The sequence below is a fragment of the Bradyrhizobium sp. HKCCYLRH2060 genome (assembly GCF_051168135.1).
Classification (GTDB): Bacteria; Pseudomonadota; Alphaproteobacteria; order Rhizobiales; family Xanthobacteraceae; genus Bradyrhizobium.
This window is the reverse complement of the sequence record NZ_JBNPUK010000010.1, coordinates 90,556-107,816: the sequence shown is the minus strand read 5'-3', so window position 1 is coordinate 107,816 and position 17,261 is coordinate 90,556. Positions and strand designations below refer to the sequence as shown.

The window sequence follows — 17,261 nt, the reverse complement described above, 5'->3', positions numbered from 1 at the left end:
ATGCCTCAGACTTGAGGACTGGCGCAAGAGGCGGCGCTCGACCCTATCCTCAATCCTTGAAATACGGCTCGACCGGCCCATGCACCTTGATGGTCAGAGGGTTGCCGTGGCGGTCCTTGGCGTTCCCCGCGGCGACGCGGATCCAGCCTTCGCTGATGCAGTATTCCTCGACATTGGTCTTCTCGGCGCCCTTGAAGCGGATGCCGACGTCGCGCGACAGGATCTCCGCGTTGTAATAGGGGCTCTTCGGATCGACCGAGAGACGGTCGGGGAAGGTGAAGGTCTCGTTGTCGCTCACAGCAGTGCCTCGATCTCTTTCTTCAGCGCCTCGGGCGTGGTGGTCGGCGCATGGCGCGATGCCACGTGGCCGGTGCGATCGACCAGGAATTTGGTGAAATTCCATTTGATCGCCGAGCCCAAGAGGCCCGTCTTCTCGCCCTTCAGGAACCTGTACAGCGGGTGCGCGTCGGCGCCGTTGACGTCGATCTTCGCAAACAGCGGGAAGGTGACGTCGTACTTGCCGGCGCAGAACGCGCCGATCTCCTCGGCCGTGCCGGGCTCCTGGGCGCCGAACTGGTTACAGGGAAAACCGAGCACGGCAAAGCCCCTGTCCGCATAGGCGCGGTGCAGCGCCTCCAGGCCGCGATATTGCGGCGTGAAGCCGCAGGCGCTGGCGGTGTTGACGATCAGGAGCACTTGGCCCTCGAAGCGCTGCAGCGGCACCTCCTCGCCCTTCAGCGAGGTCGCGGTGAAATCGTAGATGCTGGCCATCAGCCCAGCACCGGATCGATCGGTGACGGCGGCGTGCCGTCGGCCTCGATGGCCTCGCCCGCGGCAAGGCACATGTCCTCGCGAAAACGCTGGCCGACGAGCTGCACGCCGACGGGGACGCGGCCGACCATGCCAGTGGAGACCACGAGGCCCGGCAGGCCGAAAAAGGGAATGGCGATCTGCGTGAGCTGGGCATGCCAGACCTGCCTGAACGACTCCTCGTCCTTGCGGTCGAGCTGGTCGGCGAACGGCAGCATGCCGGAGACCGGCATCAGCAGCAGCGGATGCTGCTCCATGAACAGGAGCCATTGCCGGGTCAGCGCGGCGCGGCGGGCCAGCGTCGCCGAGAGGTCGAACGGATGAACCTTGTCACTGACGCCGCGCAGGCAGGCCAGCGCGCCGGGATCGCCTTCCTTCTCGGCTGCGGCGAGCTGCGCCTCGTAGCCGTCGCCGAGCCAGAGCCGGGTCTGCAGCAGCGCGGCCTCCTGCAGCGGCGGCGTGTCCGCGATCTCCTCGACGGCCCAGCCGGCGGCTTCGAGCCGCCTGGCGGCATCGCGCAGCGCGGCGACGACTTCCGGCACCGGGTTGAGGCCGTCGGGGTTGACGCAGAGCGTGACGCGCTTCGGCAAGGGAGGGCCCTCGAGCGGCACCGGCATCCACCAGACATCGCGGACGTCGCGCGCCGACATCGCTGCCAGCGCGATCCTGACGTCGTTGACCGTGCGGGCGAGCGGGCCGGAGACGGCGCTGATCTGCGGGCCGATCGGGCGCTCCGGCAGGCAGGTGTTGAAGGCGGGGATGCGGCCGACCGTCGGGCGCAGGCCGTGGATGCCGCAGGCGTAGGCGGGATAGCGCACCGAGCCGGCGATATCGGTGCCGTGGCCGATATGGCCGATGCCGGCGGCGGTCGCCGCGCCGGCGCCGCCGGAGGAGCCGCCCGGGGTGATGCCGGGGTCGCGGGGATTCCTGGTGTGGCCATGGATGAGGTTGCTGGTGAACCAGCGATACGACACCGCAGGCGTGTTGGTGCGGCCGAGCAGCACGGCGCCGGCCTTGACGAAGTTGTTGACGACCGGATTGTGGGCCGAGGCGATCGCGTCCTTCTGCAGATTGAGGCCGTTGGTGGTGGCGAAGCCTGTCTGGTCGACATTGACCTTGATCGTCACTGGCACGCCGGCGAGCGGCCCGGGGTCCTCGCCGTTCGCCAGCCGGGCGTCGATGGCGTCGGCCTGTTTCAGAACCTCGTCTGGACGGTGATCGATCACGGCGTTGATCGCGGGGTTCACCGCATCGAGCCGCGCCAGCGCTGATGTCGCGGCCTCGCGCGCGGAGACCTGCTTCGACTTGATGAGGGCGGCGAGGTCGGCAGCCGGCAGGCGCCAGAGATCGGTCATGGGGAGCTCCGTGGTGGTCCAGCGTTCTTAGCGCGGCGGGTAGCACTGAGAAAGCGGTCTGGGCGCGGCCCAACGAAATGGTCCCTCAGCAAAGCGCATGGGTGTGTCGGCCCTGCTCTCTCCTCCTCGTCATGGCCGGGCTTGACCCGGCCATCCACGTCGCCCGGCACCCGCGGACCGACGTGGATGCCCGGGTCAAGCCCACGGCTGTCCGGTTCAGACAGACTGGACATGGTGCATGGCGTGGATTCTTCTGCGGTCTTGAGCATCGCCAAATGTTCGAGACACACCAGGAAGGTCCCGCCATGCCGCATCAGAATACAGTATTCCGAGACATTCTGAAGTTGGTCCCCTGGCATCGCTTCGAGGCGCTTGTGGACGAGCATGGCACGGACGCGCGGATTCGACGGCTTTCCACCAAAGACCAATTTGTGGCGCTGCTGTACGGTCAGCTTTCGGGGGCTTCCAGTCTGCGTGAGATTGTCACCGGGCTGTCGAGCCACACCGCGCGGCTTTATCACCTGGGTGGGGGCCCTGTCCGCCGCTCGACTTTCGCGGACGCCAATATGAATCGGCCTGCGGAGATGTTTGCCGCCCTGTTGGCCATCATGATGAAGCAGGCCCATCGCCGGTTACGCCGCAAGCTTGCCGAGACGACGTATTTGATTGATTCGACCAGCGTACGGCTGACAGAAGCCAGCGCTGGCTGGGCACGGTTCTCTACCGGTGTCTGCGGTGCCAAGGTGCATGTGATCTATGATGCCGACGCCGACCGGCCGATTTATGCGGCAATCAGCGGAGCCAACGTCAACGACAATACTGCAGCGCATCAGATGCCCATCGAGCCGGGAGCAACCTACGTCTTCGATCTCGGCTATTATGAATATGCTTGGTGGGCTCAACTGGACGCCGCCGGTTGTCGAATCGTGACCCGGTTCAAATCCAATACGCCGCTGCGGGTCGTGGAGGAGTTGCCTGTCATCGCGGATGGCAACATCCTCTCCGACCGCATCGGCTTCCTTCCACAACGCCAAGCCTACAGCCGCCGCAATCCAATGCAGACTGCGGTGCGCGAAGTGCGCGTCACCTTGGAAACGGGAAAGATCCTGCGCATCCTGTCGAACGACCTCGATGCCAGCGCTCAAGAGATCGCCGACCTCTATCGTCGCCGCTGGGCCATCGAGTTGTTCTTTCGTTGGGTCAAGCAGACCCTCAAGATCACCAGGTTCCTCGGGACTTCTGAGAACGCCGTTCGTATCCAGATCGCCGTTGCCCTGATCGCCTTCCTCTTGCTTCGCCTCGCGCAAGACCTTCAGAAGGCAATCCAAAGCCCCTTGGTCTTTGCCAGATTGGTCCGCACCAACCTCATGCATCGCCGCCCCATCGATCAATTGCTCACGGGGCCACCCCAACTTGCCAAAAACCCACAACAGTTGAGCCTCGCAATATGCGGAAGCTGAACCGGACAGCCGTGGGTCAAGCCCGGGCATGACGGAGAAACAAATCAGCCGCGCAGCCTGTGGGCTCGAGGTGCCCTCTTCAATCACGGGCCGCGCGCTGGATCGGCCTCCGCGATCAATACCCAACCTGCATCGATCGATCCGGAATCAGGCTTGGTCAAGCTTCACATTCGACTTTAAGAGCTGAAGCAACAACATCACAAAGGGGGAAACAGATGATCAGACCGGGCACCATCATGGCCGCAACCTTCGTTCTCGCCGCTGCAGCAACGCTGGCGCCGCGCGCCGGCCAGGCCGAGACCTACGCCTATGTCGGCAACGCCGACAGCAACGACATCAGCGTGTTCAAGTTCGACGCCGCCTCGGGCGAGATGACCCCGGTGCAGACGGCTGCCTTCGTGGGCGTGGAGAAGCCGGGCTCGTCGACCCCGCTCGCGGTCAGCCCGGACAAGCGGGTGCTGATCGCCGGCGTCCGCTCGCAGCCATTCGTCGCCGAGAGCTTCGCCATCGACGCCAAGACCGGGCGGCTCAGCCACATCGGCAACGGGCCGCTCGCCGACAGCATGGCCAACATCGCCTTCGACCGCACCGGCAAGGTGCTGTTCAGCGCCTCCTATGGCGGCAACAAGGTGGCGGTGAATCCGGTCCAGCCGAACGGCGTGGTCGCCGCACCTGGCCAGGTGATCCCGACCGGGCTGAACGCGCATGCCTTCCTGCCCTCGCCCGACAACCGCTTCGTGTTCGCGACCAATCTCGGCTCCGACCAGGTGCTCGGCTTCGCGTTCGACGCCGCCACCGGCACGCTGACGGCCAAGGAGGCGCTGACGGTGAAGACGCCGGAGAAGTCCGGGCCGCGGCACTTCATCTTCCACCCGAACGGCAAGTTCATCTACCTTCTGCACGAGCTCAACGCTGATCTCGCGGTCTACGCCTATGATGCCGAGAAAGGCACCTGGAGCGAGCAGCAGCGCACGACCGCCCTGCCCTCGGGCTTCACCGGCAAGCCCTGGGCGGCGGATCTTCATGCGACGCCCGATGGCAAGTTCCTCTACGCCTCGGAGCGCGGCTCGAACACGATTGCCGGCTTCAAGGTCGATGCGGCCAGCGGGCGCCTGAGCCCGATCGGCAGCGTGCCGACCGAAACCCAGCCGCGCGGCTTTGCCATCGATCCCACCGGGCGCTACCTCGCCGCCGTCGGCGAAGTGTCGAATGGGATGACGGTGTATCGGATCGACCCGGCCAGCGGCGTGCTGGAGAAGACGAAGTCGTACGCGGTCGGCAAGAAGCCGAACTGGGTGGAGTTCGTCAGCCTGCCGTGACCGGCGGGCTGCAACACCGCTGTTGCGGCCATCCTTCGAGACGCCCGCCCCCGGCGGGCTCCTCAGGATGAGGGGCTGAGGGTGCCGCAGGAATTCTTCCGCGCGTTGTGATGCCTCCCCTCATGGTGAGGAGGCCGCCGGGGGCGGGCGTCTCGAACCATGAGGCCCGGATGGCTCCGGCGTTTCCATCCGCGCTGCGAGTGCCTATATCCAACGCCATGACCATGCCTGCCGCCCAGCCCGACCGCCATCCCCTCGCCGTTCAACATCCGGAACTCGACGACGCCTCGATCCGCCTGCTGGTCGAGACCTTCTACGGCCGCGCACGGGAGGACGAGCTGATCGGCCCGATCTTCAACCGTACGGTGGAGGATTGGGACGAACATATCGGCAGGATCAGTGATTTTTGGTCGTCGATGTTCCTGAAGACGGGCCGCTACAGCGGCGCGCCGATGCGGCCGCATCTGCTGCTGGAGTTGCAAGGCGGGCATTTCGACCGCTGGCTGCGGCTGTTCGAGACGACGGCGAAGGACCTGTTCGCGCCCGAGCTCGCGGAGCTCTTCATCGTCCGCGCCCGCCGCATCGCCGACAGTTTCGAGATGGGCATCGCCAGCACGCGCGGCGACATCGCGCGCCCGCGCCATTCGGTCTGACCTCGGCCGCAAGCAAGCCGGCGTTCGGGAAGCGGCGATGCGGCCGTCCTGCGCTCAATGGCGCGTCATCGACTGCGCCGGCATGTTGAAGATCGCTTCGGAGAACGGGAACTCGAGCACGATCTCGCCGTCCTCGTCGGTGACCTCGATGACGGCCGTCATCAGCGCCGCGTTGCCACCTTCGGTGCGCAGCAGTTCCTTGATCATGTCGCGCGCGACTTCCCAGGCGCGGTCGGGATTGCGCAGCACCTCGCCGTCGGTGTCGGAGACCAGTTCCTCGCCGATCCGTGTGTTGAAGAAATATCTAGGCATCATCAGCTTCCAATGGGGTCGCGCGCTGGGGTTTTGAAGTCTCGAACATCTCACGACTGCTTTATCCGGCCAGCTCAGCCCCTCAAGCTAGGGGCTGAAATGTACGGCGTTGCGAAGCCATCGATCACGAATTCGTTGTTTTCACGGCTCAATCCGACGAAAACGGCAGCAACTCGCATCTGCAACTTCGCACTGCAATAAACAGGCCTGAGAGGCTCAAACAAAAAGATTCCACTGGCGAACTTTTCGTAGCACGGTAGTTTATTGCTGAGGACGATAACCGTCCCGTCTTGAAGGAGAGGACAATGGCCTGGAAAGCACCGAAGATCGTTGAAGTGCCGGTCGGCATGGAAATCAACATGTACGCCTGCGCGGCTCGCAAATAATTCGCGGGTGTGACGTCCAGGTCTCGGCGATCAGGACGTCGACGCTTGAGGGTGGGGATCAGCGACCGCGTATGTGCCAGCCCGTGCGCTGGTCGGATGTCCCACCCTCGTCACCTTCCCTGCGGGCGATCCTGACCGTCGGTCAGCGTGTCCGTCGGTGATCCTGCCGCTGGTAATCGCGTGCGCCACCACAGCTGAATTCCAGGAGACGGCTCATGCTTCGCCTCGTCGTCCTGGGCGCCGCCGCGGGCGGTGGAGTGCCGCAGTGGAATTGCGGCTGCGCGGTGTGTCGTGCCGCGCGCACCTCACATCCCGAGATCAGCAACAGTCAGGCCTCGGTCGCGGTCAGCGCAGATGGCGCCAACTGGTTCCTGATCAACGCCTCGCCCGATCTGCGTCAGCAGGTCACCCGCACGCCGCAGCTGCATCCGAAGCCAGGCGCCCTGCGCCACAGTCCGATCGCCGGCGTGATCCTGACCAATGGCGAGATCGATGCGGTGACCGGCCTCTTGTCGATGCGCGAGAGCTCGCCATTTTCGATCCATGCGCACCCCAAGGTGCTTGCGATCCTCCGCTCGAACAACATCTTCGATGTGCTGAAGGACGAGACCGTCAAGCGCGTGCCGATCGTGATCGACGTGCCGTTCCGGCCGCTGCTGCAGGACGGCAGGCCCTCGGGCCTGGAGATCACGGCCTTCGCCGTCTCGGGAACGAGCGCGTGGTATCTGCGCGACAAGCAGCATCCCGGCGGCAGCTCCTCGACCGGCGACACGCTGGGCCTGAAGATCGCCGATCTCGAAGGCGGGCAATATTGCTACGTCATCGCCGCCTGCGCCGGCGTGGACGATGATCTGAGAACGAGATTGAGGGGCGCGCCCTTGGTGCTGTTCGACGGCACGGTGTGGCGCGACGACGAGATGATCCAGGCCGGACTCGGCAACAAGACCGGGCAGAGCATGGGACATATCGCGATGTCCGGAGAAAGCGGTGCGATCAAGCAGCTGGCGGACCTCGCGATCGGCAGGAAGGTCTTCCTGCACATCAACAACTCCAATCCGGCGTGGCTGCACGCCTCACCCGAGCGGCAAACGTTGGAGCGCGAGGGATGGGAAATCCCCGCTGAAGGGATGGAGATCGTACTGTGAGTGAGGTCAATCTGAGCGGAATGACGGCGCTGTCGATCGGCAGCGGCGTAACGCTGAACAATGCGAGCGAATTGGAAGCGGCGCTGCGCCATATCGGGGCGACGCGCTATCACAACCACCACCCGTTTCATAAGCTGCTGCACGGCGGCAAGCTCAACAAGGGCCAAGTGCAGGCCTGGGCGCTGAACCGCTACTACTACCAGTCGACGATCCCGCTGAAGGATGCGATGGTGATGACGCGCTTCCGCGACCGCGCCACGCGGCTGGAATGGCGGCACCGCATCGAGGATCATGACGGCGATGTCGGCAGCGAGGGCGGCATCGAGCGCTGGATCAAGCTGACCGAAGGCCTCGGCCTCGACACGGCCTATGTCGAATCCACCGAAGGCATCCTGCCGGCCACGCGCTTCGCGGTGGAGGCCTATGTGCACTTCTGCCGCGACCGCTCGCCGCTGGAGGCGATCGCCTCGTCGCTGACCGAATTGTTCGCGCCGAGCATCCATGAAGAGCGCATCTCGGGCATGCTCGAGCACTACGATTTCGTCAACAACGACACCATGAGCTACTTCAAGCGGCGTCTCACCCAGGCGCCGCGCGATGCCAATTTCGCGCTGCATTACGTCAAGGAGCACGCCACCACGCCGGAGCAGCGCGCCGCGGTCTGCAACGCGCTGATCTTCAAGACCAACGTGCTGTGGGTGCAGCTCGACGCGCTGTATCATGCGTATGTCGAGGGGCACATTCCGCCGGGTGCGTTCGTGCCGAAGGAGGGGTGAGTGGTTGCATCGGAGCAACGCCGCCTGGTCCGGGGGGCCTCATGGTTCGAGACGCGCCGCAAGCGGCGCTCCTCACCATGAGGGGCAAGCGGCGGAGCGGCCGCTGCATACGGGACCATGAACACGCTGTTAGCGTGTTCATGGAGAGGGTTCAGGATATCGCCGCAAGTTCCGCCCTCGTCCTGAGGAGCCCGCCGCAGGCGGGCGTCTCGAAGGACGCTGGCAGGCGCGGCGGCGGCTCCGAACTCCAAATCTGCGCGATCTCGCCGTTTGATCACAGCTGCTGCTAGAGAACCCCACCATGGCCCCGCGTCACATCCAAGTCACCGAGACCAGCCGCGTGGTGCTGCCGCGGCATACGAAGTTGAAGTTCGACGAGACGCGCCAGGTCTGGGTGATCCTCGCCCCCGAGCGGGTGCTGGCGCCGGATGAGATCGCGGTCGAGGTGCTCAAGCTGTGCGACGGTACGCGCAGCGTCGCCGGGATCATCGACGAGCTGGCGGCGAAATACGCCGCGCCGCGTGACGTGATCGCGATCGACGTCGTCGCCATGCTGCAGGATCTCGCCGACAAGGGATTCCTGACCGAGGTTCGGGAGACGACATCATGACCGAGCTGACCGACACCTCACCGCCCAGCGACAGCAATGACGGCCTCGCCGTGCTGGAGCGGCGCGGCTCCGTGGCCGAAACCTACGGCATTCCGCTCGCCGTGCTGGCCGAGCTCACGCATCGCTGTCCGCTGCAATGCCCCTATTGCTCCAACCCGCTGGAGCTCGACCGCGCAGGCCAGGAATTGACCACGGCAGAGTGGAAGAAGGTGCTGTCCGAGCTCGCCGAGATCGGCGTGCTGCAGATCCACTTCTCCGGCGGCGAGCCGACGGCGCGCAAGGATCTGGTCGAACTGGTGCAGCATGCCAACGACGTCGGACTCTACACCAACCTGATCACCTCGGCCGTGCTGCTGACGCGCGAGCGGCTGAAGGAGCTGGCCGATGCCGGGCTGTCCCATGTCCAGATCAGCTTCCAGGGCAATGAGCCTGATGTCGCCGACCGCGTCGGCGGCTACAAGGGCGGCCACGCCAAGAAGCTCGAGGTGGCGCGCTGGACCCGCGAGCTCGACCTGCCGCTGACGGTGAACGCCGTGATGCACCGGCAGAACCTGCATCAGCTGCCCGACATCATCCAGATGGCGGTCGATCTCGATGCCGACCGGCTCGAGGTCGCCAACGTGCAATATTACGGCTGGGCGCTGAAGAACCGCGCCAGCCTGATGCCGACCTACGCCCAGTTGGAGGAGACCGACCGCCTGGTCGAGGAGGCGCGCGAGCGGCTGAAGGGCACGCTGACCATCGACTACGTCGTCCCGGACTACTACGCGCTGCGGCCGAAGAAGTGCATGGGCGGCTGGGGCCGGCAGTTCTTCAACATCTCGCCGTCGGGCAAGATCCTGCCGTGCCACGCCGCCGAGAGCATCACCGGGCTCGACTTCATGTCGGTGCGCTCGAACCATTCGATCGCCTGGATCTGGCAGAACTCGGAGGCCTTCAACCGCTATCGCGGCACCGGCTGGATGAAGGAGCCGTGCAAATCCTGCGAGTTCCGCGAGATCGATTTCGGCGGCTGCCGCTGCCAGGCCTTTGCGCTGACCGGCGACGCCGCCAACACCGATCCGGCCTGCACGCTGTCGCCGCTGCACGAGAGCATCTTCAAGCAGGCCGAGCGCGATGCCGCCTCCGGCCAGGACCGCTTCCTGTATCGCAACTTCGCCGGCGGCACGCCTGAGAGCAATGATGCCTGACGCCGAAGCCGGCCGCGCCTCCGCGCGCCGCAGCGATCCGTTCGCGCCGCTGACGTCGGAATGGCTCGACGTCTCTGGCGGCCATCAGATCTATGTCGAGAGCGCCGGGCGAGTCGGCGGCCTACCCGCCGTCTACCTGCACGGTGGACCCGGCTCCGGCTGCCAGCCGGATCACCGCCGGCTGTTCGATCCCGAGCGCTTCCACGCCGTGCTGTTCGACCAGCGCGGCGCCGGCCGCTCGCGTCCCGCGCGCAGCCGCGACAACAACACTCTGCACGATTTGATCGCCGACATGGAGGCGATCCGCACGAAATTCGGCTTTGAGAAATGGATCGTCGCCGGCGGCTCCTGGGGCGCGACCTTGGCGCTGGCCTACGCCCAGGCGCATCCAGCGCGCGTGAGCGGCCTGGTGCTGCGCGCGACCTTTCTCGGCACCCGCGCGGAGGTGGAGACGGCGTTCGGCGAGACGCTGGCGCGCTTTCACCCTGCCCTGCATCGCGACTTCCTGGAGATGCTACCGGAGAACGAGCGCGCCAACCCCTGCGAGGCCTATTTCCGCCGCATCCTCGATCCCGATCCGGCGATCCACGGTCCGGCCGCGCGCGCCTGGCACGACACCGAGCGGGCGCTGTCCGAGATCAAACCGGCGCGCGCCCATCTGGATCGGCTCGCCATCCGCTCCGGCAGCGCGCTGCCGGCGACGCCGTTCATGGAGGCGCATTACTTCTCTCAGGACAGCTTCATGGCGAAAGACCAGTTGCTGCGTGATGCGAGCAGGCTCAGCGGGATTCCCGGAATCATCGTGCAGGGCCGCTACGACCTGCTCTGTCCGCCCTCCACCTCGGCAAGGCTCGCGGACATCTGGCGCGACGCCGAAATCCGTGTCGTCGAAGCCGCAGGTCACAATCTTTATGACCCCGGCATCCGCGATGCGGTCATGAAAGCCATCTGCGATCTGGCGACGCGCACGACAGCGCCTTAAACACATCACTCATTCCCCTCATGCTGAGGAGGCGCGCCAGCGCCGTGTCGAAGCATGAGGCCCGCGACGCTTCGGGCCTCATGCTTCGAGACGGCCGCCTTTGGCGGCCTCCTCAGCATGAGGATCAGCCACACGCACCAGGAGGCTCGAGATGCCCATCGCCGGGAAAGGCATGTTGTTGACGTCGATGAACATCGATGCCGCTCACGAGGCTGACTTCAACCACTGGTACGACAGCGAGCATCTCGAAGAGCGCGTCGCCATTCCCGGCTTCATCGAGGCGCGACGCTATGTCGCCGAGCAGGGCAGCCCGAAATATCTGTGCCTGTACTCCGCCGAGACGATCGGCGTGCTCGACAGTCCGGCCTATCGCGCCCGGCTGGAGTCGCCGACAGAATGGTCGAAGGCGGTGATGGCGCGGTTCAAGAACATGATCCGCAGCGTCGCACGCATCACGATCTCGAAAGGGGCCGGCCGCGGCGCCGTGCTCGGCATCATCCGGCTGCGCCCGAAGCCGGAGCAGGACAAGGCGTTGCGCGAGGCATTGCAGATCGAGCTTGACCCGTACGACCTCAAGGGCGTGATCTCGATGCACCTGCTCGAAGGCGATGCGGATCTGTCCGGCCCCGCCGCTGGCGTTCCAGCGAGCTCGCGCGACGCCGACTGGTTCATCCTGATCGACGGCACCGACGGCCACGCCATCGCGACCTTGATGACGACGCGTTTTGCGGCTGTCGACGGCCCGCTGGCGACGCAGATTTCCGCCGGGATCTATCGCCTGATGTGGGACCTCAGCCGCGCTGATATTGCGGCGCGTTAGTTGGCCAGTCTGATTCCCCGCCGTCATGGCCGGGCTTGACCCGGCCATCCATCCTCTTCGGAGATCTTGGAAAGGTGGATGCCCGGGTCAAGCCCGGGCATGACGACCGAGTGCGGAGCAACTCGCGTGTCCGCTCATTCGTTCTGTAAAGGCCACCATCGTCACCAGTCCGTCATCGTTTGTCGCACCACCTCCCGCATCGCAGCACGCGGCGGCATCGCGCCTGCAATGCGGCAGCGCACACTGTGCATGAGGGGCAGCGTTGCAAATTTGCCTTTGTGTGCGCCTTGGAATGGCTCTAGTCTGATAAGACTATTCAATTGAGCCATTCAAAAAGCAGAAGGGCGACGAACAGGACCTGCTCCGGACCCACATCGATCCCCAGCCGATCCTGAACAAACAGTCGTCCTCACGTCAGGAAGGCCGCGCGCTCATGGTTCGCCGCGCGGACAGGGTATGAATGAGAGCGACTGATATCTCGGCCCCCGACTACTTTCACAAAGTGGTCGATTGCCAATGGGCTTGTCCCGCACACACTCCGGTCCCTGAATACATCCGCCTGATCGCTGAGGGTCGCTACAGCGACGCCTACATGATCAATTGGAAATCGAATGTATTCCCGGGCATTCTCGGACGCACTTGCGATCGCCCTTGCGAGCCCGCCTGCCGACGCGGGCGTGTCGAGGAAAGCCCGGTCGCGATCTGCCGCCTGAAGCGCGTTGCGGCCGATTTCAAGGACGACGTGCACCAGCGCATGCCGCGCCCGGCCCCGAAGAACGGCCGGCGCATCGCGCTGGTGGGCGGCGGCCCGGCCTCGCTGACCGTCGCACGCGACCTCGCGCCGCTCGGCTATCACTGCACCGTGTTCGATGCCGATCCCAAGCCCGGCGGCATGATGCGCTCGCAGATTCCAAAGTTCCGTCTGCCCGACAGCGTCATCGACGAGGAGACGGGCTACGTGCTCAGCCTCGGCGTCGACTACAAGGCCGGCCATCGCGTCGACAGCCTCAAGACGCTGCTGGCCGAGAACTACGATGCCATCTTCATCGGCTCCGGCGCGCCACGCGGCCGCGAGCTGAACATCCCCGGCCGCAAGGAAGCCGCCGCGAACATCCATCTCGGCATCGACTGGCTGTCCAGCGTGTCGTTCGGCCATACCGACAAGATCGGCAGGCGCGTGATCGTGCTCGGCGGCGGCAACACCGCGATGGACTGCTGCCGGACCGCGCGGCGGCTCGGCGGCGAGGACGTCAAGGTCATCGTGCGCTCCGGCTTCGAGGAGATGAAGGCCTCTCCCTGGGAGAAGGAGGACGCGCTGCACGAGGACATTCCGATCCTCAATTATCTCGTGCCGGTCGCGTTCACTCACGACAATGGCAGGCTGACCGGCGTCACCTTCCAGAAGGTGAAAGCCGAATATGACGACAAGGGCCGGCGCTCGCTGGTGCCCTCCGGCGAGCCCGACGTGACCTATGAGTGCGACGACGTGCTGGTCGCAGTCGGCCAGGAGAATGCCTTCCCCTGGATCGAGGCCGATTGCGGCGTGGAGTTCGACAAATGGCACATGCCGAAGGTCGACCCGGCCACCTTCGTTTCAACGAACCCGAAAGTGTTCTTCGGCGGCGATGCCGCATTCGGCCCGAAGAACATCATCTGGGCTGTCGCGCAAGGCCACGAGGCGGCGCTGTCGATCCACCGCCTGCTCTCCGGCGAGGACATCACCGAGCGGCCGCTGCCCGAGGTGCACGTCTCCTCGCAGAAGATGGGCATCCACGAATGGAGCTATGACAACGACGTCTCGCCGGAGAAGCGCTTCAAGGTGCCGCACCGCGACAAGGTGGTCGCGCTGAAGGACATCCGCGCCGAGGTCGAGCTCGGCTACGACGTCAAGCTCGCGCTCGGCGAGGCGCATCGCTGCCTGAACTGCGACGTGCAGACGGTGTTCTCCGACACGCTGTGCATCGAATGCGACGCCTGCGCCGACATCTGCCCGATGGACTGCATCACCTTCACCGACAATGGCGAGGAGGCCGATCTGCGCGCGCGGCTGAAGGCGCCGTCTGTTCATCCCGACCAGAGCCTCTACGTGTCGTCGGATCTGAAGACCGGGCGCGTGATGGTGAAGGACGAGGACGTCTGCCTCCATTGCGGCCTGTGCGCCGAGCGCTGTCCCACCGGTGCGTGGGACATGCAGAAATATTTCATCGAGACGACCCACGCAGGTAACGCATGTCCCAGCAAGCGCCGCTCAGCAGCGTAAACGACTTCGTCGTCCGCTTCGCCAACGTCAACGGCTCCGGCTCGGCCAGCGCCAACGAATTGTTCGCGCGCGCCGTGCTTCGTCACGGCGTGCCGGTCAGCCCCCGCAACATCTTCCCGTCGAACATTCAGGGCCTGCCGACCTGGTACGAGGTGCGCGTCACCGAAGCGGGCCATCTCGGCGCGCGAGGCGGCGGCACCGACCTGATGGTCGCGATGAATCCGCAGACCTGGGACAAGGACGTCGCCGGCATCGTGCCCGGTGGCTACCTGTTCTACGATTCGACGAAGCCGATGCCGTCGACCAAGTTCCGCGACGACATCACCGTGATCGGCGTGCCACTGACGGCGATCACCAACTCGACCTACTCGGATCCGCGCCAGCGCCAGCTCTTCAAGAACATCATCTATCTCGGCGCGCTCTCCGCCCTCCTCGACATGGACCCGAAGCTGATCGAGCAACTGATCGGCGAGCAGTACAAGGGCAAGGAGAAGCTGCTCTCCTCCAACGTCCATGCGCTGCATCTCGGGCGCGATTGGGCGCTGCAGAATTTGAAATGCCCGATCGGCCTGCGCATCAGGAAGGCCGACAAGGTCGGCGACCGCATCTTCATCGAGGGCAACAACGCCGCCGCGCTCGGCGCCGTCTATGGCGGCGCGACTGTCTGCGCCTGGTACCCGATCACGCCGTCGTCGTCGCTGGCCGAAGCGTTCAGCAACCACTGCAAGAAGCTGCGGCACGATCCGGAAACCGGACAGGCCAAATACGCGATCGTGCAGGCCGAGGACGAGCTCGCCTCGATCGGCATGGTGGTGGGTGCCTCCTGGAACGGAGCCCGCGCCTTCACCACGACATCAGGCCCCGGCGTGTCGCTGATGACCGAGTTCATCGGCCTGTCCTACTTCGCCGAGATTCCGGCCGTGATCATGAACGTGCAGCGCGCCGGCCCTTCCACGGGCATGCCGACCCGCACCCAGCAATGCGACCTGATCGCCTGCGGATACGCCTCGCATGGTGATACCAAGCATGTGATGCTGTTCCCGGAGGATCCGGCGGAGGCGTTCGAATTCGCGGCGGCAGCGTTCGATCTGGCCGAGCGGCTGCAGACCACGATCTTCCTGATGCTCGACCTCGACATCGGCATGAACCAGCGGCTGTGCCGGCCGCTGAAGTGGGACGATGCCAAGCAGTATGACCGCGGCAAGGTGATGACGGCCGAGATGCTCGACGAAGGCCGCGACTTCGGCCGCTATCTCGACGTCGACGGCGACGGCATTCCGTTCCGCACCTACCCCGGCACGCATCCGACGAAGGGCTCCTACTTCACCCGCGGTACGTCACGTGATCGCTACGCGCGCTATTCCGAGGAAGGCGCCGTTTATGCCGACAACGTGCAGCGCCTGCTGCGCAAGTTCCAGACCGCGCAGGACATGGTGCCGCGGCCGCTGCAGGCCAACGCCGCCAAGCCGACCAAATACGGCGTGATCTATTTCGGCTCGACCGCGCCGGCGATGGACGAGGCGATCGAATTGCTGGAGGCCCGCGGCCACCAGCTCGACCGGCTGCGCATCCGCGCCTTCCCGTTCCATTCGAGCGTGGCGAGCTTCATCGCCGAGCACGACTTCGTCTATGTGGTCGAGCAGAACCGCGACGCCCAGCTGCGCCAGCTGATCGTCACCGAGAACGGCATCGATCCGGTCCGTCTCGTGCCGATCCTGCACTATGACGGCACCCCGATCACCGCGCGCTTCATCGCGGATGCGATCGGGACCCATCAGGACCAGATCAAGGTCACCCCGCTGCGGAAGGCCGTGTCGTGATGCGGCCTCGGCTCTCTCCTTCGTCATGCCCGGGCTTGACCCGCCTGCGCGGCCGTGGCCGCTTCGGCGCGGCGAAGGCCCGGGCATCCACGTCTTTCATTTTCCGGGCTCCCACGTGGATGGCCGGGACATCTTGGCGAAGACGCGCCCCGCGCTTTAGCCCGGCCATGACGAATTCGAGATCCATGGTGCTCTCATGACCTACATCGCAAAGCCGAAATTCCAGCATCCCGGCATCAAGAAGAACGCGCTCGGCTACAGCCATCGCGACTACGAGGGCAAGATCTCGACCCTGTGCGCCGGCTGCGGCCACGATTCGATCACGGCCTCGATCATCGAAGCCTGCTTCGAGCTGTCGATCGAACCGCATCGCGTGGCAAAAATCTCCGGCATCGGCTGCTCGTCGAAGACGCCGGACTATTTCCTCGGCAATTCGCACGGCTTCAACACCGTGCATGGCCGCATGCCGTCGGTGCTGACCGGCGCCAACCTCGCCAACCGCGAGCTGATCTATCTCGGCGTCTCCGGCGACGGCGATTCCGCCTCGATCGGCTTCGGTCAGTTCGCCCATGCGATCCGGCGCGGCGTCAACATGACCTACATCGTCGAGAACAACGGCGTCTACGGCCTGACCAAGGGTCAGTTCTCGGCGACCGCCGACCGCGGCTCGAAGTCCAAGAAGGGCGTCACCAACACCGACAACCCGATCGACCTCGTCGGCATCGCGCTGCAGCTTGGGGCCACCTATGTCGCGCGCTCGTTCTCCGGCGACAAGAAGCAGCTGGTGCCGATCATCGCCGGCGCGATCCAGCACAAGGGCGCCGCCTTCATCGACGTGATCAGCCCGTGCATCGCCTTCAACAATCACGCAGGCTCGACCAAGAGCTTCGACTACGTCCGCGAGCACAATGACGCCGTGAACCGGCTCGACGTGCTGACCGGGCGCGACCCGATCGAGATCGACCAGGATCCGGGCACGGTGCAGATCGTCGAGCAGCACGACGGCTCGCGGCTGGCGCTACGCAAGATCGACGCCGACTACGACCCGCACGATCGGCTGGGCGCGATGACCTTCCTCCAGAAGCATGCGGCGCAGGGCCAGATCGTGACCGGGCTGCTCTATGTCGACCCTGAGGCCGACGATCTGCACAGCCATCTCAACACCGTGGAGCAGCCGCTGAACCGGCTGGAGGCCGCGGATCTCTGCCCGGGACAGGCGGCGCTCGACAAGATCAACGCGAGCCTGCGCTAGGCTGATCGCTACGTTGACAGCTTCCCCATAGCCGTCCTTCGAGACGCCCGCCTTCGGCGGGCTCCTCAGGACGAGGTCTGAATGTGTGGCGCCCCTCCTTCAAGGGCGCCT

General features: G+C 65.0%; 17 protein-coding genes. 13 read left to right on the top strand and 4 right to left on the bottom strand.

The features are described from left to right. Positions 1–49: 49 nt before the first annotated feature. The 3 genes from ACQR10_RS20155 to ACQR10_RS20145 are packed head-to-tail and all read right to left on the bottom strand — an operon-like array spanning position 50 to position 2,165. Entirely contained in the window at positions 50–298 is a 249-nt protein-coding gene (locus tag ACQR10_RS20155) for a DUF3297 family protein (protein WP_009029378.1), read from the bottom strand. Then, complete coding sequence (locus ACQR10_RS20150; protein WP_316217648.1) at positions 295–771, bottom strand: glutathione peroxidase; 477 nt, start codon at positions 769–771, stop codon at positions 295–297. The genes ACQR10_RS20155 and ACQR10_RS20150 overlap by 4 nt, the downstream gene beginning before the upstream one ends. After that, positions 771–2,165, bottom strand: a complete 1,395-nt coding sequence (locus ACQR10_RS20145; protein WP_316217649.1) for an amidase family protein — start codon at positions 2,163–2,165, stop codon at positions 771–773. Before ACQR10_RS20145 ends, ACQR10_RS20150 begins: the two co-directional genes overlap by 1 nt. A 305-nt stretch (positions 2,166–2,470) precedes the next feature. Here ACQR10_RS20145 and ACQR10_RS20140 point away from each other — a divergent pair, with 305 nt between their 5' ends. The 3 genes from ACQR10_RS20140 to ACQR10_RS20130 all read left to right on the top strand — a co-directional run bounded on the left by ACQR10_RS20140 (position 2,471) and on the right by ACQR10_RS20130 (position 5,597). Beyond that, positions 2,471–3,625, top strand: a complete 1,155-nt coding sequence (locus ACQR10_RS20140; RefSeq protein ID WP_315800429.1) for an IS4 family transposase — start codon at positions 2,471–2,473, stop codon at positions 3,623–3,625. A gap of 215 nt (positions 3,626–3,840) precedes the next feature. Continuing rightward, positions 3,841–4,944, top strand: a complete 1,104-nt coding sequence (locus ACQR10_RS20135) for a lactonase family protein (protein WP_316217650.1) — start codon at positions 3,841–3,843, stop codon at positions 4,942–4,944. Positions 4,945–5,162: 218 nt separating this feature from the next. Continuing rightward, positions 5,163–5,597, top strand: a complete 435-nt coding sequence (locus tag ACQR10_RS20130) for a group III truncated hemoglobin (protein WP_316217651.1) — start codon at positions 5,163–5,165, stop codon at positions 5,595–5,597. Positions 5,598–5,651: 54 nt separating this feature from the next. On the opposite strand, the gene ACQR10_RS20125 is transcribed toward ACQR10_RS20130, so the two are convergent. Continuing rightward, on the bottom strand, positions 5,652–5,909 hold the full coding sequence (locus tag ACQR10_RS20125; protein WP_172111173.1) for a DUF6894 family protein: 258 nt from the start codon (positions 5,907–5,909) through the stop codon (positions 5,652–5,654). Between the two features lie 305 nt (positions 5,910–6,214). On the opposite strand from ACQR10_RS20125, the gene pqqA reads away from it, so the two are divergent. From pqqA to ACQR10_RS20075, 10 genes are all read left to right on the top strand, one after another. Beyond that, a complete protein-coding gene (gene pqqA / locus ACQR10_RS20120) occupies positions 6,215–6,295 on the top strand; it encodes a pyrroloquinoline quinone precursor peptide PqqA (protein ID WP_012029362.1) in 81 nt (26 codons plus the stop codon). 215 nt (positions 6,296–6,510) lie between these two features. Further along, positions 6,511–7,440 carry a pyrroloquinoline quinone biosynthesis protein PqqB gene (gene pqqB, locus ACQR10_RS20115; RefSeq protein WP_316217652.1) on the top strand — a complete coding sequence of 310 codons (930 nt, stop codon included), beginning with the start codon at positions 6,511–6,513 and terminating at the stop codon, positions 7,438–7,440. Between the two features lie 20 nt (positions 7,441–7,460). Further along, a complete protein-coding gene (gene pqqC, locus ACQR10_RS20110) occupies positions 7,461–8,216 on the top strand; it encodes a pyrroloquinoline-quinone synthase PqqC (RefSeq protein ID WP_409998002.1) in 756 nt (251 codons plus the stop codon). Positions 8,217–8,517: 301 nt separating this feature from the next. Next, positions 8,518–8,826, top strand: coding sequence for a pyrroloquinoline quinone biosynthesis peptide chaperone PqqD (gene pqqD / locus ACQR10_RS20105; protein ID WP_315805801.1), 309 nt, complete (start codon positions 8,518–8,520; stop codon positions 8,824–8,826). Further along, positions 8,823–10,016, top strand: coding sequence for a pyrroloquinoline quinone biosynthesis protein PqqE (gene pqqE / locus ACQR10_RS20100; protein ID WP_316217653.1), 1,194 nt, complete (start codon positions 8,823–8,825; stop codon positions 10,014–10,016). The genes pqqD and pqqE overlap by 4 nt, the downstream gene beginning before the upstream one ends. Then, the gene (gene pip / locus ACQR10_RS20095; RefSeq protein ID WP_315805803.1) at positions 10,009–10,998 is read left to right on the top strand and encodes a prolyl aminopeptidase; all 990 of its coding nucleotides are present in this window, start codon (positions 10,009–10,011) and stop codon (positions 10,996–10,998) included. Before pqqE ends, pip begins: the two co-directional genes overlap by 8 nt. Positions 10,999–11,149: 151 nt before the next feature. Next, positions 11,150–11,818, top strand: a complete 669-nt coding sequence (locus tag ACQR10_RS20090; RefSeq protein WP_316177758.1) for a DUF4286 family protein — start codon at positions 11,150–11,152, stop codon at positions 11,816–11,818. A gap of 460 nt (positions 11,819–12,278) precedes the next feature. Further along, positions 12,279–14,078 (top strand): FAD-dependent oxidoreductase, encoded by a 1,800-nt coding sequence (locus tag ACQR10_RS20085; protein ID WP_316177756.1) that lies wholly within the window; start codon positions 12,279–12,281, stop codon positions 14,076–14,078. Beyond that, positions 14,048–15,898, top strand: coding sequence for a 2-oxoacid:acceptor oxidoreductase subunit alpha (locus ACQR10_RS20080; protein ID WP_316217654.1), 1,851 nt, complete (start codon positions 14,048–14,050; stop codon positions 15,896–15,898). The genes ACQR10_RS20085 and ACQR10_RS20080 overlap by 31 nt, the downstream gene beginning before the upstream one ends. Before the next feature lie 196 nt (positions 15,899–16,094). After that, positions 16,095–17,150 (top strand): 2-oxoacid:ferredoxin oxidoreductase subunit beta, encoded by a 1,056-nt coding sequence (locus ACQR10_RS20075; RefSeq protein WP_315805807.1) that lies wholly within the window; start codon positions 16,095–16,097, stop codon positions 17,148–17,150. The last annotated feature ends 111 nt before the right edge of the window (positions 17,151–17,261 follow it).